15 protein-coding genes are annotated in these 16,373 nt (G+C 49.7%); 13 read left to right on the top strand and 2 right to left on the bottom strand.

All coding sequences use genetic code 11. The features are described from left to right. Positions 1-55 precede the first annotated feature (55 nt). The 12 genes from ABCW45_RS03460 (at position 56) to ABCW45_RS03405 (ending at position 14,093) form a co-directional block, all read left to right on the top strand. Entirely contained in the window at positions 56-235 is a 180-nt protein-coding gene (locus ABCW45_RS03460) for a DUF4250 domain-containing protein (RefSeq protein WP_117470809.1), read from the top strand. Between the two features lie 113 nt (positions 236-348). Further along, complete coding sequence (locus ABCW45_RS03455) at positions 349-894, top strand: putative ABC transporter permease (RefSeq protein ID WP_117470792.1); 546 nt, start codon at positions 349-351, stop codon at positions 892-894. A gap of 197 nt (positions 895-1,091) precedes the next feature. Next, positions 1,092-1,835, top strand: a complete 744-nt coding sequence (locus ABCW45_RS03450) for a lysophospholipid acyltransferase family protein (RefSeq protein ID WP_015553585.1) — start codon at positions 1,092-1,094, stop codon at positions 1,833-1,835. A gap of 102 nt (positions 1,836-1,937) precedes the next feature. Further along, the gene (gene pheA / locus ABCW45_RS03445) at positions 1,938-3,101 is read left to right on the top strand and encodes a prephenate dehydratase (RefSeq protein ID WP_343220278.1); all 1,164 of its coding nucleotides are present in this window, start codon (positions 1,938-1,940) and stop codon (positions 3,099-3,101) included. A 120-nt stretch (positions 3,102-3,221) separates the two neighbouring features. Next, on the top strand, positions 3,222-4,787 hold the full coding sequence (locus ABCW45_RS03440) for a Ppx/GppA phosphatase family protein (protein WP_021904852.1): 1,566 nt from the start codon (positions 3,222-3,224) through the stop codon (positions 4,785-4,787). Between the two features lie 46 nt (positions 4,788-4,833). Continuing rightward, entirely contained in the window at positions 4,834-7,038 is a 2,205-nt protein-coding gene (locus ABCW45_RS03435) for an RNA degradosome polyphosphate kinase (protein WP_343220277.1), read from the top strand. 254 nt (positions 7,039-7,292) lie between these two features. Then, positions 7,293-9,299: a molecular chaperone HtpG gene (gene htpG, locus ABCW45_RS03430; protein WP_343220276.1), complete on the top strand. Its 2,007-nt coding sequence runs from the start codon at positions 7,293-7,295 to the stop codon at positions 9,297-9,299. Continuing rightward, on the top strand, positions 9,289-10,254 hold the full coding sequence (locus ABCW45_RS03425; protein WP_343220275.1) for a CPBP family intramembrane glutamic endopeptidase: 966 nt from the start codon (positions 9,289-9,291) through the stop codon (positions 10,252-10,254). Before htpG ends, ABCW45_RS03425 begins: the two co-directional genes overlap by 11 nt. Positions 10,255-10,491: 237 nt before the next feature. Next, a complete protein-coding gene (locus ABCW45_RS03420) occupies positions 10,492-11,007 on the top strand; it encodes a dCTP deaminase/dUTPase family protein (RefSeq protein ID WP_021904848.1) in 516 nt (171 codons plus the stop codon). Positions 11,008-11,118: 111 nt separating this feature from the next. After that, positions 11,119-11,925: a tetratricopeptide repeat protein gene (locus ABCW45_RS03415; protein WP_117470796.1), complete on the top strand. Its 807-nt coding sequence runs from the start codon at positions 11,119-11,121 to the stop codon at positions 11,923-11,925. Between the two features lie 8 nt (positions 11,926-11,933). Continuing rightward, positions 11,934-13,187 carry a GTPase HflX gene (hflX, locus tag ABCW45_RS03410; RefSeq protein ID WP_117567394.1) on the top strand — a complete coding sequence of 418 codons (1,254 nt, stop codon included), beginning with the start codon at positions 11,934-11,936 and terminating at the stop codon, positions 13,185-13,187. 36 nt (positions 13,188-13,223) lie between these two features. Next, positions 13,224-14,093, top strand: a complete 870-nt coding sequence (locus ABCW45_RS03405) for a YitT family protein (RefSeq protein ID WP_343220274.1) — start codon at positions 13,224-13,226, stop codon at positions 14,091-14,093. A 229-nt stretch (positions 14,094-14,322) separates the two neighbouring features. On the opposite strand, the gene ABCW45_RS03400 is transcribed toward ABCW45_RS03405, so the two are convergent. Further along, positions 14,323-15,273 carry a substrate-binding periplasmic protein gene (locus ABCW45_RS03400; RefSeq protein WP_343220273.1) on the bottom strand — a complete coding sequence of 317 codons (951 nt, stop codon included), beginning with the start codon at positions 15,271-15,273 and terminating at the stop codon, positions 14,323-14,325. A gap of 106 nt (positions 15,274-15,379) precedes the next feature. Here ABCW45_RS03400 and ABCW45_RS03395 point away from each other — a divergent pair, with 106 nt between their 5' ends. Next, positions 15,380-15,562, top strand: a complete 183-nt coding sequence (locus ABCW45_RS03395) for a hypothetical protein (RefSeq protein WP_215704049.1) — start codon at positions 15,380-15,382, stop codon at positions 15,560-15,562. A 54-nt stretch (positions 15,563-15,616) separates the two neighbouring features. Here ABCW45_RS03395 and ABCW45_RS03390 read toward each other — a convergent pair whose 3' ends face one another. Further along, a complete protein-coding gene (locus ABCW45_RS03390; RefSeq protein ID WP_015553573.1) occupies positions 15,617-16,093 on the bottom strand; it encodes a hypothetical protein in 477 nt (158 codons plus the stop codon). Positions 16,094-16,373: the final 280 nt, after the last annotated feature.

Genomic DNA, 16,373 nt, shown 5'->3' with positions numbered 1-16,373 from the left:
AAAGTAAAGGCGGCGGATGGTTTGGAGAGAAAGAATCATCCGGGAAAGGAGAGAGATGACGAAGATACCGAAAGATCCGGTCATGCTGTTAAGCTATATCAACACACAACTGCGGGACAATTACCCGGATATGGACGAGTTGTGCAGGTCGCTTTGTCTAGACAGGAAAGACGTGGATGAGAAACTCGCGTCGATCGATTATGAGTACGATCCGGAAAAAAATCAGTATGTATAGAGTAAGCGGCCGATCCTGGCTTTCCAGGGCATGAGCCGCAGAAAAATCAAAGTGGAAAAAAGCACCGTGGAAAAGGCTGCATAGCGGATCGGAGAATCACAGATACTGGTTTCATGAACAGATGGAAGCAGAAAAACAGAAATCAGAAAATTGCAGTAAAAAAAAGCTCCGGCGGCGGATGGAGACAATGGGTCAGGAATTTTATGCTCTGCGGTCTGACGGGATGGGGACTTGAGATCCTTTTGACTTCCGTGGAAGGCTTTGCGGCTGGAGATATGAAATTCATGGGAAAGACATCAATATACATGTTCCCGATATATGGAATGGGAATCCTTTTGGGGCCCATCGGGAAATGGGTGGACAGTTGGATCGGAGACCGGGGACAGATCGCGGTAAAGGACAGGATCTTCCGACATGGGATCCTGGACATGGTCCTGATCTTTTTCGCAGAATACCTCACGGGAACATTCTTGAAAAGCCTTGGGATATGTCCGTGGGATTACACCGGGCGGATGCTGAGCGTTGACGGCGTGATCCGGCTGGATTTTGCTCCGTTCTGGTTCATGACAGGACTTCTCTTTGAATATCTGACGGGAGGAAAAGAGGAAATCCTTTCCAGAGATCCGGAAACGGAAAAGCCAATATATAGACAGATTTGAGCTGGATTTTAGATGGATTCGAGGTGCATTTGAGTTGCAAATAAGAGGTTTATTTAATATAATATAACTTATGAACCTCATTGCTGTAACTCTTTAAAGTGTATGAAAGGCAATTGTTCAATAGGTGGGCACACCTGCTGTGCTGACCGTAAGAGAGCACCGTTACTGTTAAAGAAAATATGGGAGGTTTGTTACTTATGATAAGATTATTACTTGTCCTGTTCACACTGGTGGGATTTTTGATCTTCAGCTATCCGTTCCTTGTGGCACAGGTATCGCTTGGAAAGAAAGATCCCCACGCGCGGGATCTGGAGACGATCAAGGTCGTCCGGTCCGTGTTCAAGGTACTCTTAAAGCTGGCGGGGGTGACCGTGACGGTGAAGGGCGCGGAAAATATACCGGAAGACACAGCGGTCCTCTATGTTGGAAACCACAGAAGCTATTTTGATATTCTTGCGGGCTACACGACAGTTCCGACACTGCTCGGTTTCGTCGCAAAAAAGGAGATGGAAAAGATCCCACTCTTACGCACCTGGATGGTGAACGTGAACTGCCTGTTCTTAGACAGAAAGAACATCAAAGAAGGCTTAAAGATGATCCTTCAGGGAATCGAGAAGGTAAAAAACGGCGTTTCCATCTGGATTTTCCCGGAGGGAACGAGAAATCCGAACGAAGATATCACGGAGCTCCTTCCGTTTAAAGAGGGGAGCTTAAAGATTGCGGAGAAATCCGGCTGTCCGGTGGTCCCGGTGGCGATGACAGGAACGGCGGAGGTGCTGGAAAAACACTTCCCGTTTATCACCCCGTCCCATATTACGATCTACTACGGAAAACCGTTCTATGTAAAAGAATTGGAAGCCGAAGATCGGAAACATCCGGGTGCTTACACTAGAAATGTATTGATCAGAATGCTGAAAGAAATGCAGGAAGAAAAACAATAAGGTTTCAGGCGGATAAAATGGCTTGAAATGATATGACAGGACAAGGTTTCGGAGAGATCTGCTGAAAAAGCAAAAGAAATTTTGGGAAATACCTGGGGAGAAATGACAGAAAGCAGAGGCATAAAATATATGAAAAATCTTGACTTAAAAGAATGCAGGGACAAGCTGGACGTGATCGATAAAGAGATCGTCCGTCTGTTTGAGGAGCGCATGTCCGTATGCGGAGATGTGGCGGAATATAAGATCGGAACAGGAAAAGCCGTTTACGATGCGGCGAGAGAGGCACAGAAGATCGCAGCGGTTCAGGAGCTGGCCCACAGTGAGTTCAATAAAGAGGCGGTAAAGGAGATCTTTTCCCAGTTAATGTCCGTCAGCCGCAGATACCAGTACAGCCTGTTATCCGCTCACGGTATGGGAATGGACACCGGATTTACGGAAGTGGAGACCATCGGGAAGAAGAATAAAAAGATCGTCTTCCAGGGCGTCGAGGGCGCTTACAGCCATGCCGCCGCGAAGTTATATTTCGGCGAGGACGCGGATCTTTACCATGTTCCGGAGTTCGAGGACACGATGCGCGAGGTGGAAGAGGGACGCGCTGATTATGCGGTACTTCCCATCGAGAATTCCACAGCCGGTTTCGTGATCAACAACTACGACCTGCTCTTAAAGTATAAGAATTACATAGTCGGCGAGGTCTATGTCCCGGTTGCCCATATGCTGCTCGGCGTTCCGGGAGCGGAGCTCTCCGATATCAGGACCGTTTACTCCCATGCCCAGGCTCTGGCCCAGAGCTCTGATTTCCTGTCCGCCCATAAAGACTGGAAGCAGATCGCTGTCTTAAACACGGCTGTAGCTGCAAAGAAGGTCATGGAGGAGAAGGATCCGTCCCAGGCGGCTGTCGCAAGCCGTACAGCGGGAGAACTCTATGGAATGGAGATCCTCGCAAAGGAGATCAACAACGTCAAGGGAAATACGACAAGATTCCTGATCCTCGGAAAAGAGCCGGTGTACGCAAAGACCGCCGGAAAGATCAGCGTGGCTTTCGAGATCGCCCATAAGAGCGGTTCCCTATACAACATCCTTGGAAACTTCATTTTCAACAATGTCAATATGACGATGATCGAATCCAGACCGATTCCGGAAAAGAGCTTCGAGTACCGGTTCTTCGTGGATTTCGAAGGAAATTTAAGCGATGCGGGAGTGAGAAACGCGCTGACCGGTCTTGCTGCGGAAGCTTCCGTCATGAGAATTTTAGGTAATTATTAGAGAGATACGGTCCGGGAAAATCCGGACCGATTCTTGTATCAACAGATATTTGATGCAGACGATATGGCGGACACAAAACGGGTCCGGCGATCGTCGTGCACAGAGCAAGGAGGAAAAAACATGGCAGCCCTTACATTTGCAGCCATCGATGTGGGATCCTTTGAGGTGGAGATGGGGATCTATGAGATCTCAAACCGCAACAAGATCCGAAAACTGGATCAGATCCGTCACGTCACTGCGCTGGGAAAAGATACCTACAATAACGGAAAGATCAGCTATGAGATGGTGGAGGAGCTTTGCGATGTGCTTGCGGATTTTGCAAGGATCATGAAATCCTATAAAGTCACGGAATACCGTGCCTACGCCACAAGTGCGATGCGCGAGGCGAGAAACAATAGGATCGTTCTGGATCAGATCCGTGTCCGAACCGGGATCCAGGTACGGATTATCAGCAACTCGGAACAGCGATTTCTGGGCTACAAGGCTATTGCGGTGTCCGATGACGAGTTTGATGAGAATATCCAGCAGGGAACCGCTATCGTGGACGTGGGATTCGGCAGCATGCAGATATCCATGTTTGATAAAAACCTTCTGGTGAATACGGAAAATCTGCCGTTAGGTGTTCTGAGGATCCGCGGTACTCTGGAAGAGGTCGATACGACGATGGAACAGTACCGGGAGCTTATTGATGAGATGGTGGACAATGAACTCCAGAACTATAAAAAAATGTATTTAAAGGAGCGGAAGATCAAGCATCTGATCGGGATCGGTGAGAACATCCTGTATCTGTTTCGGTACGAGGAAGACGGAAAGCCGCTTTCGAGGATCACGAGAGAGCAGTTTGAAGAGTTTTACACCCGCCTGAGCACGATGAATGAAGAGCAGATGGAGGAGCATTTCGGGGTGAACCGGGAGTACGCTTCCTTACTTATGCCATGCGCGGTGATCTATAAGAAGTTTCTTGAGATGACGGGAGCAGAGATGATCTGGATCCCCGGGGTACGGCTCTGTGACGGGATCGCGGCGGAGTTCGCGGCGGACAAGAAGCTTATAAAATTCCGGCACAATTTTGATAACGATATTATCAGCACTTCCCGTTCCATGGCAAAACGCTACCAGTGCTTAAGCCGGCACACGGAGACTGTCGAGAAATATGTGCTCCAGATCTTCGATACAATGCGGAAATACCACGGAATGGGGCAGAGAGAGCGCCTGCTTTTGCAGATCGCGGTGCTGATCCATGCCTGCGGAAAGTTTATCAGTGTCCGGAATTCCAATGAGTGCGCTTACAACATCATCATGTCCACGGAGATCATCGGTATCTCCCATTTGGAGCGGGAGATCATCGCAAATGTGGTCCGCTATAATATCCGGGATTTCGATTACAATATGGTTCGGATGGAGACAGAATTAGATGAAGTGACGGACAGCTTCAGCGGTCAGAACGAGGTCATGCTTCTGATCGCAAAGCTCACAGCGATGCTGCGTCTGGCGAATTCCATGGACCGCGGACACAGTGCGAAGCTCGCGGACTGCCGGATGACCGTGAAGGATCAGAACCTGATCATCACGACAGATTATCACGGCGATATTACGCTGGAGGCTGTTTCTTTTGAGCAGAAAGCAGCGTTCTTTGAGGAAATTTTTGGAATTCGGCCGGTGCTTCGCCATAAAAAGTATGTATAGTCAGGTCTGACCGGAACCAACGCATTCAGGGAGGCGGAAAAGAAAGATGAAAAAAGAAGAAAAAAAAGACAATGCACAGAAGGCCAGAAAAGGAAAAGAACAGGGAATTGAGTATTTTCAGGATCCTAAGAATTATGTAAACCGAGAACTGAGCTGGCTGGAGTTTGACTGCCGTGTACTGGAGGAAGCCAGAGATAAGACCAACCCACTCTTTGACCGTTTAAAATTCTTAAGCATCACGGCATCAAATCTGGATGAGTTTTTCATGGTCCGCGTGGCCTCCTTAAAGGACATGGTCCATGCCGGATATAAAAAACCGGATATTGCCGGAATGACGGCTCAGGAACAGCTGGATAAGATCAGCGTCCGGACCCATGAACTGGTGGTTCAGCAGTATAATACCTACAACCGGTCCCTGCTCCCGGCACTCAGAAACAACGGATTAAATCTGATCGAGTGCCATGAGGACCTGACACCGGAACAGGGAGTGTTCGTGGACCGGTATTTCAAGGAAGAGGTCTATCCGGTACTCACCCCGATGGCGGTGGACTCCTCGAGACCGTTCCCCCTTGTCCGGAATAAATCCTTAAATATCGCGGCACTGCTGAAGAAAAAAGACGGCGATGAGGAACTGGAATTTGCCATGGTACAGGTTCCGGCGGTACTCCCGAGGATCTTAAGCCTCCCGGTGACCACCGATGAGAACCACAACGAGACGCGGAATGTGATTTTCCTGGAGGAGATCATCGAGCGGAACATGCAGCAGCTGTTCTTAAACTACGATATCGTGACCTCCCACCCGTTCCGAATCATGAGAAATGCCGATTTCTCCCTTGACGAGGAGGAAGCTGTGGATCTTCTCGAGGAGATCGAGAAGCAGTTAAAGCGCAGGCAGTGGGGCGAGGTCATCCGTCTGGAGATCGAGGATAAGGCGGATCAGAGACTCCTCAAGGTATTGAAACGGGAACTTGAGGTCAATGAGGAAGACATCTTCGAGATCCCGGGCGCTCTGGATCTGACGGTCCTTATGAAGATGTACGGCCTTGACGGATACGACCATTTAAAGACACCGAAATATACGCCGCAGCCGGTTCCGGCACTGATGAATGACGATGATATCTTTACGAATATCCGGAAAGGTGATATTCTTCTGATGCATCCTTACGAGACCTTTGATCCGGTTGTGGACTTTGTCAGAAGAGCGGCGAGAGATCCGGAAGTGCTGGCGATCAAGCAGACCCTCTACCGTGTCAGCGGAAATTCCCCGATCATCGCGGCCCTGGCTGCAGCGGCGGAGAATGGAAAACAGGTATCCGTACTCGTTGAGCTGAAGGCAAGATTTGATGAGGAGAACAATATTATCTGGGCAAAAAAACTTGAGAAAGCAGGCTGCCATGTGATCTATGGCCTTGTGGGCTTAAAGACCCACTCGAAAATTACCCTCGTAGTCCGGAGAGAGGAGGACGGCATCCGCAGATATGTTCACCTTGGAACCGGTAACTACAACGATTCCACCGCAAAGCTCTATACGGACTGCGGAATCATGACATGTCATCCGCTGATCGGTGAGGATGCCACAGCAGTTTTCAACATGCTTTCCGGTTATTCGGAACCCTTAAACTGGAATATGCTCTCCGTGGCACCGCTGTGGCTGAGAACAAAATTCCTGCGTCTGATTGAGCGTGAGACGAAGAATGCCCGGGCAGGAAAGCCGGCTTCCATTATTGCAAAGATGAACTCTCTCTGTGATAAAGAGATCATCGCGGCCTTATATGAGGCGTCCTGCGCTGGTGTCAAGATCCATCTGGTGGTCCGTGGAATCTGCTGTCTGAAGGCAGGAATTCCGGGACTTTCCGAGAATATTGAAGTCCGCTCCATCGTCGGGGAATTTCTGGAACACGCGCGGATCTTTATCTTCGAGAATGACGGAAGCGAAGAGATCTACATGGGAAGCGCCGACTGGATGCCGAGAAACCTGGACCGCCGCGTGGAGATCCTGTTCCCGGTACTGAGGGAAGAGTTGAAAGACAGGATCCGGAAGTATATGGAACTGGAGCTTGAGGACAACTTAAAAGCCCATGTCTTACAGCCGGACGGAACATACGAGAAGCCGGACCGCCGTGGAAAACTCCCGGTGGGATCCCAGATGGCACTCTGCGAGATGGCTGTGGCTGCGGCGAAGAACGAGCGGAAGAAACATGAGCAGGAGGAGACTGCAAGAGTGTTTATTCCGATCGAGAGCGAGAATTAAGTGAGATCATAAATTGACTGACCCGCCCATAGCAAAGGCGAAAGAGAAAAAAGTTTATAAAAATTTTATTAGCACTCATCAAAAATGAGTGCTAATTTTATTGACATTTTGATTTCCTGGTATTAAAATATGTCATGTTGAACAGAACAGCTGTTAAAAAGGCAGCTGGAAAACGATAAATGAAAATAAGCGGTCCGAAGGAATTATGAGAAATTCCCCCGCGCCGCAGGAATAGAAATAAGGAGTGGTTTAACATGGCAAAAAGTGGAAGTCTTTCAATCAATAGTGAGAATATATTCCCGATCATCAAAAAATGGCTGTATTCCGATCACGATATCTTCTACCGTGAGTTAGTCAGCAACGGCTGCGATGCCATCACAAAATTAAAGAAGCTGGCCCTGATGGGCGAGTACGAGACACCGGATGATGAGACCTATAAAGTTCAGGTTACTGTAAACCCGAAGGAAAAGACGATCCGGATCAAAGATAACGGTCTTGGAATGACAGAGGACGAGGTTGACGAGTATATCAACCAGATCGCTTTTTCCGGTGCGCAGGATTTCTTAAACAAGTACAAAGATAAAGCAAACGAGGACCAGATCATCGGTCACTTCGGACTTGGCTTTTACTCCGCGTTCATGGTAGCCGACAAAGTAACGATCGATACCTTATCCTACAAGCAGGACGCAAAGCCGGTCCACTGGGAGTCTGAGGGCGGTACCGAGTTCGATATGAAAGAGGGCACAAAGGAAGGACACGGAACCGTGATCACCCTGTACCTGAATGAGGACAGCGCTGAGTTCGCAAATGAGTACCGTGCAAGAGAGATCCTCGATAAATACTGCGCGTTCATGCCGGTTGAGATCTACTTAAACGATGAGACTGCAGAGCCGCAGTACGACACGATCGAAAAGGACGAGCTCACCGATAAAGATACAATTATCGAGACGATCGTAGAGCCTGCAAAGACAGAGGAGAAGGAAAAAGAGGACGGAACAAAGGAGACAGTTGAGGTTTCCCCGGCAAAAGAAAAATATAAGATCGCAAGACGTCCGGTTCCGGTAAATGATACAAATCCGCTCTGGAACAAGCATCCGAATGAGTGCACAGACGAGGAGTACAAGGAGTTCTACCGCAAGGTATTCCAGGATTTCAAGGAGCCGTTATTCTGGATCCATCTGAACATGGACTACCCGTTCAACTTAAAGGGTATTCTTTACTTCCCGAAGATCAACATGGAGTACGAGAGCATCGAAGGTAAGATCAAGCTCTACAACAATCAGGTATTCATTGCCGATAATATCAAGGAAGTCATTCCGGAATTCCTGATGCTGTTAAAGGGCGTGATCGACTGCCCGGATCTTCCGCTAAATGTATCCAGAAGTGCCCTCCAGAATGATGGATTCGTTAAGAAGATCTCCGACTATATCACAAAGAAGGTTGCGGACAAGCTGTCCGGCATGTGCAAGACAGACCGCGAGAATTACGAGAAATACTGGGATGACATCAATCCGTTCATCAAATTCGGCTGCTTAAAGGATGAGAAGTTTGACGAGAAGATGAAAGACTACATCCTCTACAAGAATCTGGACGGCAAGTACCTGACTCTCGCTGACTGCCTGGAGGAGAACAAGGAAAAACACGAGAATAAGATCTTTTATGTAACTGACGAGAAAGAGCAGAGCCAGTACATCAACATGTTCAGGGAAGCAGGAATCGACGCTGTGATCCTTCCGAATCCGATTGATTCTCCATTTATGCAGCATGTGGAGCAGAAGAATGAGGGCTTAAAGTTCCTGCGCATCGACGCGGATGTCAACGAGACCTTCAAGGATGCCGAGGAGACCGATGAGGCCGCAAAGGAGCAGGAAAAGAAGGACGCTGAGACTCTTGCGGAGGTTTTCAAGAAGGCCATCGGAAACGATAAGTTAAATGTAAAGGTCGAGAAGCTGAAAAACGAGGGCCTCGCGTCCATGATCACTGTCTCCGAGGAGAGCCGCAGAATGCAGGATATGATGAAGATGTACAGCATGTACGGCGGCGGTTCCGACCTGTTCCCGGCGGAGGAGACACTTGTCCTCAACGCAAACAACGGCCTTGTAAAGTATGTGTTAAACAACAGGGACGGCGAGAAGACACCGATGCTCTGCGAACAGCTCTATGACCTTGCAAAGCTCGCTCACGGAAGTCTTTCTCCGGAGCGTATGACAAAGTTCATTGCGAGAAGCAGTGAGATCATGAAGGAAGAATATGGTGCATAAACGAAGAGATTTTCTGATCACGTTTACAATTTTATGCCTTGCCATGTGCGCCTGCTCAGGGTTCCAGTACCTGGGCAGTGCTTTCTATGGCCTGGTATGGCACCGGATCCATGGCCTGGGAAGCGGCGGAGCGCGTCTGCTTTCCGGGCTTTTTGATTCCCCGTGGACGGGAGTCCTGGTGCAGTATATCTTTTCTATCGGAGTTCCTTTCCTTCTGGTGGTTCCGATGACATGTTTTGTGAGATCGGACCGGAGACCGGCTCATACACTTCCGGCGGAGGTCTGGATGTCGGCGCTTTTCATGTGCCTGGGACTTGGGTACATCTTTAATTTCCTCGGCGTGTTTCTGGACGTGTTTTTTTCTATATTTACGGGAGTTCCGGCGACGGATATGAACCCGGTGATGGACGCCCTCGATGAGCTGACGCCTGGAATGGTGATCTACACCTGCCTGATCGCCCCGTTTATGGAGGAGTTTATCTTCCGGGGAGTTCTCTTAAAGAAGGCGAGACGGTTCGGGGACCGGACAGCGGTTGTCTACTGTGCGGTCATGTTCGGGCTGATGCACGGAAATTTAAACCAATGCCTGTACGCGGTGGTGATCGGACTGATCCTTGGCTATGTGGCGGTGCGGACGAACCGGATTTTTTATAATGTGTTGCTTCACATGGCAGTGAATTCCTTTTCCATGATGTTAGTGCTGGTGGAAAATGGATTGAACGTACTGGGGATGAGCGCAATGGCGGCGGCGTTTTCTGTGGGAAGCTTCATTATGATCCTGCTTCTCATCGCAGCCGGGATCTACTTTTTCTTCCGGGACGGACGCCGCTACTGGTGGCAGATGGGACGGCAGAACGGGTGGCCGACACCGTACAGGAAGTATGTGTACCTGAATCCGGGATTTATTTTATATATGATCATTTTCGGGATTGAGATGATATCGTATATTTTATAGAAAAAGTTTTCGAGAAAACAGCAGCCTGGAGAGAATATCCGGGAGTGTCGCGGCTGCTTGGAAAACCACATAGAAATGTACGTGAGAGACGGAAGCATCCGGCAGAATATACTGTGGGCAGTGGACACATTGCCGTAATAACGCAGTGCATTCTGCCGGATTTTCTGTCTGAAACGCTTGAAAAGGGGGCGGGGTCTTGGTATAGTAGTGGGAGACCATTTACGAAGAGGAGACATCATGCAGAGAATCGCAAAATTTGAAAAAGTAAGCTTTGAGCAGTTTAAAAAAGACTGGCAGGGGGAACACCCGCAGGATACAGAAGAAGTGATCAGGGAAATCTACGATGGGATCAGACTTCCGAAGCGTGCCACAGCAGGCTCTGCCGGATATGATTTCTTCGCACCGGCAGCGTTCACGCTGAAACCGGGCGAGATGACAAAGATCCTCACAGGAATCCGGGCGCGGATCGATGACGGCTGGGTATTAAAGCTCTATCCGAGAAGCGGACTTGGATTTAAGTTCCGTCTTCAGTTAAACAATACCGTCGGGATCATCGACAGCGACTACTACGGATCTGACAACGAGGGCCATATCCAGGTGAAGCTCACCAATGACAGCCGAGAGGGAAAGACCGTGGAAGTGGAGGCAGGAACCGGCTTCTCCCAGGGGATTTTCGTGGAGTACGGAATTACAGTGGATGATGAGGCCGATGAGGTGAGAAATGGTGGATTCGGAAGCACGACGCGTGCGTAAAATGTGGAGAAAAGGGAAAGAATTCCCGAGGCCAGAGCGTGCTGAAGCTGAAGGTTCATGAAAAGACTTTACAAAGCATATAAAGAAACGAAATAAAACGTAAAATTTAAAATGTATAAACAGTATAAGAAAACAAGAAAAATAAGCAAAATAAAAAAGAGCATTGTATCAGCGTTATTTCTATCCGGTATGCTGCTCCTCCTCACCGGTTGCAGCCATGTGACCAGTGAGATGAAGGAGAGCAGGGAGAACGGCATCGCCCTCATGGAAAGCGGTGATTACGAGGGGGCTGTCGCGGAGTTTGACAGCCTGATCGACCAGACAACGCGGGTGACCTCTTTTGAGATCGATGTATTAAAGTACCGCGGTGAGGCAGAATTTATGTTGGGGGACTATGGTGCCGCGGCGTATACTTATGATACCCTGGCGAAGGTGGATAAGCCGAGAGCCGAGTATTACTACCTCGGCGCGGTGAGCCTCGCGAATTCCGGGGATCAGGATGGTGCTGAGAACCGCTTGGAGTCCGGTAAGAGCGCGGATGCGAAACATGAGGTTACAGGCTACGCAGAGGCGATGGAAGCCCTGGGGGCGGCATATATGACTGCCGGAGACGAGGAGAAGGCGGATGAGCTCTACCAGACTCTCGTGGATGAGGGCTTTTCCAGCACGGAAGTTTACAACCGCTGGATGATGGCTGCGATGGAAAAAGGCAATTATGAGGAAGCGCTGCAGCACGCGGAGGCGGGACTTGCCCTCTCTGATGACCGGGCAAAGAAAGAAATCGCCTTCAACCAGGCCGTGTGTTATGAGTACCTGGGCCAGTATGAGAAGGCGCTGGAGCTGTTCCGAAGCTACGAGGAGCAGTATGGACAGGACGAGAAGGCAGATCATGAGATCGCGTTTCTCGTGACAAGATAGGAGAAAGAATGGCAGAATTGATAGAGATCGGTGAGCAGCAGGAACGGGTCATCCTGTTTGCTGCCAGCACGAACGCCTCCGATGACACGGAGGAGTCCGTGGAGGAGCTTCGGGAGCTTGTAAAGACCGCGGGAGCTGAGACCGTGGGAGTCGTGATCCAGAACCGGGAAAATATCCATCCGGGAACATACCTCGGAAAAGGTAAGATCCAGGAATTGAAGGAGATGGTCTGGGAGTCCGGCGCTACCGGCGTTGTCTGCGACGATGAGCTCTCCCCGGCACAGTTAAAAAACCTGGAGGACGCTCTGGACACGAAGGTCATGGACCGGACGATGATCATCCTCGATATCTTTGCCGCCCGTGCAAAGACAAGAGAGGGGAAGATCCAGGTAGAACTTGCGCAGTTAAGATACCGCGCCGTCCGCCTTGTGGGTCTCAGGAATTCCCTGTCGAGACTTGGCGGCGGAATCGGTACGAGGGGACCGGGTGAGACGAAGCTTGAGGTGGACAGAAGACGGATCCACGAGCGGATCAGCCAGTTAAAATCGGAACTCCAGGATGTGGAGCGCCACAGGGATGTGGTACGGAAACAGAGAGAGCAGAGCGGAACGCTGACGGCGGCCATTGTGGGTTACACGAACGCCGGAAAATCTACGCTCTTAAATAAGCTCACAGGAGCCGGGATCCTGGCGGAAGATAAGCTTTTCGCGACCCTGGATCCGACGACGAGGGCGCTGACGCTTCCAGGCGGGGAAAAGGTCCTTTTGACGGACACAGTAGGATTTATCAGAAAGCTTCCGCACCATCTGGTGGAGGCGTTCAAGAGCACTCTGGAGGAGGCGCGGTACTGTGATGTGATCCTTCATGTGGTGGACTGTTCGAACCCGCAGATGGACATGCAGATGCATGTGGTCTATGAGACTCTGCGCCGATTGGACATCAAGGACAAGGAGATCATCACGGTATTCAACAAGGTGGACCGCCCGGACGCAGATACCGCCTGCAGGGATATGTCCGCGGATTATAAAGTGAAATTATCGGCAAAGACAGGAGAGGGCATTGAGGAACTGCTGGATCTGTTTGCCATAATTTTGAGAAACCGCAGGATCTACTTTGAGAAGGTATTCGCTTACAGGGATGCCGGACGGATCCAGACGATCCGGAAGAGCGGACAGCTTCTTTCGGAGGAGTATCAGGATGACGGGATCCATGTGAAGGCGTATGTGCCGGTGGAATTATTTGAAGAATTATATCGGGATTAGATGAATTCAGACTGGCAGATATAAGGGGGTAATCTTATGGAAAAGATGAGGGGAAAAGAGCTTGCTCTGGATCTTCTGGCAGATGTGGCGGGCGGCTTTGTACAGGCCGTCGCTCTCCACTGCTTTATCAACAACATTGATATCGCACCGGGAGGAGCCAGCGGTATGGCGATCCTGTTAAACCGTCTGACGAATCTCCCAATCGGTACCCTGACATTTCTGATCAATATTCCGCTTCTGATCGCGTCCTGGATCTATCTGGGAAAGGAGAAGACGATCAAAACACTGAAGACAGTTGCGATCATGACCGTGATTCTGGATGGTCTGGTGACACCGTATTTTCCGGTGTATTCCGGCGATAAGATGGTATCCTGCCTTTTCGGCGGAGTGCTGATCGGAATCAGTCTTGCCGTTATATTCATGCGCGGCTCTACCACAGGCGGAGGCGATATCGCCGCAAAGCTTTTACAGAAGTATCGTCCGCACATGCAGACCGGAAAAGCGATCATGGCGACGGACCTTGTGATCATCCTGCTTTCCATGGTGGTATTCCGGAATATCGAATCCGGTCTTTATGGACTCATCAACATGGTGGTGGGAACTTATGTGATCGATGTGATCCTCTATGGTATGAATAAGAGCACCATGATAACGGTCATTACAGAAAAACCGAAGGAGATCGCCGATGAGCTGATGGATGAGCTGGAGCGCGGCTGTACCTTTTTAAAGAGCGAAGGAGCTTATCGGAAAGAAGATGGAAAGACCGTGATCTGTGTTCTGGACAGAAAGCAGTTCTACAAGGCGAAGAAGATCGTCTATGATATCGATCCCAGAGCGTTTATGATCGTCTCTGAGGCTCAGGAAGTCTACGGGGAAGGTTTTCTGGATTCTGACTGGGAAGTGTAGGAAGAAACAAATGAATGCGGCAGGACAGACCGGATCACCAGATCCCGCGGGTGTGTCTGCGGCAGATAAGACGGAACAAAAAAGATGATCCGCTGATTACCTGGCGGATCATCTTTTTGTCACAGAAGATCAGGGGGGACCTCTGTGACGATAACTTCCGGCACCCGGGGAGGCGCCGGTGAAGGGGTACGGCCTGACCGAGGCCGCGGGGTTATATCAAAGGATCGAACTATTCGATAATGCCAAGGCTCTTCGCGTACTCTGTATACTCATCGTACCACTGATTGTAAAGATCTTTCTCAACGACTTCGTCGATGATCTCGTTGATCCGGTCTGTGAGGGCATCCTCACCCTTCGGGATACCGATTCTTGTTCCCTGTGTTTCAGGATCAACTTTGAAATACAGGTTCGGGACGATCACAAGATTGCTGTCCGGGTTGGATTCCAGATATAATCTTGCCATTCTGAGGGCTGCGACCATCACATCACCCTTTCCGGCCTCGACCATCAGGAAACCATCGTTTGTGGAGGAAACACGGTTGTATTTTTTGTAAGCCGGGATCTGCTCCTGTACGAACTGCTCCTGAAGGGAACCATTCTGGGCAACGACCACCTTGTCTGCAAGATCGTCGAAGGATTTGATGCTGTCAACATCTTCCTTGCGGACCAGAATGCCGTATGCTGTCTGCGGATCTTCGTCTCCGAAATAGTAACCTTTGGAGAGGTTCATGGTCTCAGCTCTTGCCGGTGTGTAGGCTAAGGCGGAGATCGCGAGATCATATTTTCCGGTCGTGATGCTTCCGAGAACGCTTGTGAAGTCCATCGGTTTTAAGCGGACCTCAACACCGAGTGCCTCACCGATGTACTTTGCAAGTTCAACATCAGAACCTGTGTAGGCCTCCTCGCCGCTCTTTGTGGGATCGATGAATTCGTTCGGAGCGAAGTACGGCTCAGTTGCGATCTCGATGTATCCGCGCTCTAAGATCTCGTTCAGGCGGTTGTTGGAACCGGTGGTCTCAGATGCGATGATTCCTGCGTCTGTCTGAGGAGTTGCTGGCTCTCCGGAAGTTGTCTGCGGGATCGTAGCGCCCATTGCGGAGGAACCGGAACATCCGGTGAGTGCCGCAGCGGATAATAAAAGTGTTGTACCTAAGATGAGAAGCTGATTTAATTTCTTCATGGATTGGTTCCTCCTTGTATGCTGATTGATTTATCGTGTTAACAAGATTCTGATTTAGCGTGGTAAATTGTTATCATGGTGAAGAGTATACAGGAGGAAAATCGATTTGTCAAGTAGGTTATTAAAAAAATATGAAAAAAATGTTACAGTTCAGTCATTACATCTTCTTGTTTCCATATTCATGAAAACAAGAAGCTTGGTGGTTCCACCATATGCTGATTTGGATGAAAAAGTGCTTATGCAAGCAAGCTTGCAACACACTTTCTCATTCAAACCAGCGCATGGCTGAACTGTAACAAAAAATACCCGGTGGTCTCAGAATAGAAATCACCGGGATTCAATATTACTGTTCAACTGCTTTGGAAAGCGCCGTCCGCACCGCCGACACCAGCGCCATGGAGGTATACTGGGATCCGGACGGATACTCCAGCCCCTCAAGACTCTGGTTTTCCAGGATCTGCGCCGCAATGGAATCCATGGAGGGTGCCATCAGGGGATACATAGTCTCGACGGAGTCACTCAAAGGCACGAGAGATACGGAGCGGATCCCTGTACGGTCCACTGTGACCTCCACATTGGCGTTCTCGCTGCCCAAAACGATGGGGGACGAATAAAGTCCCGGAACGTATGTAGCGGAGGCAGGAGCGGCCGATGAGGCGTTCTCGGCGGTCTGGTCTGCCGTGCTCCCGGAGATGTTGTCCTTCTTCGGGCGGAACATAAAGAGGAAGAGCATGATGAGGACGATGGCAAAGCCGATAAAAAGCGCGGTGTAGATGATCTCCTTCATTCTGAGGACGATGATCTTTGTTTTTGAACTCATGGAATAGATCCTTTTCACGAAATATTTTGTATATTCTATGAGGACTGCAGGAAAAAGATTCATGATCCCGGAGCCGATAGAAGAGACGTAGGAGAAAGATCCGACTCCGGTAGCTGCGCGATAAAGAACTTGACAATTCCCTTCGGAGCATATACGGTTGAGAGAGAATGATATGTTCCGAGTGTCCGGATGCGCATACCGAGCGAAGGCGCAGACGGTCACAGAAGAGCGTGCACGGTGTGGAAACGTGCCAAGGCACATTCTTTTTCATATAGCAGGA

Origin of the sequence: Pilosibacter fragilis, from assembly GCF_032490495.1 — a bacterium.
GTDB classification, from domain to species: Bacteria; Bacillota; Clostridia; order Lachnospirales; family Lachnospiraceae; genus Pilosibacter; species Pilosibacter fragilis.
Note: the sequence above shows the minus strand (reverse complement) of the source record. Positions and strands in the feature narration are given on the sequence as shown.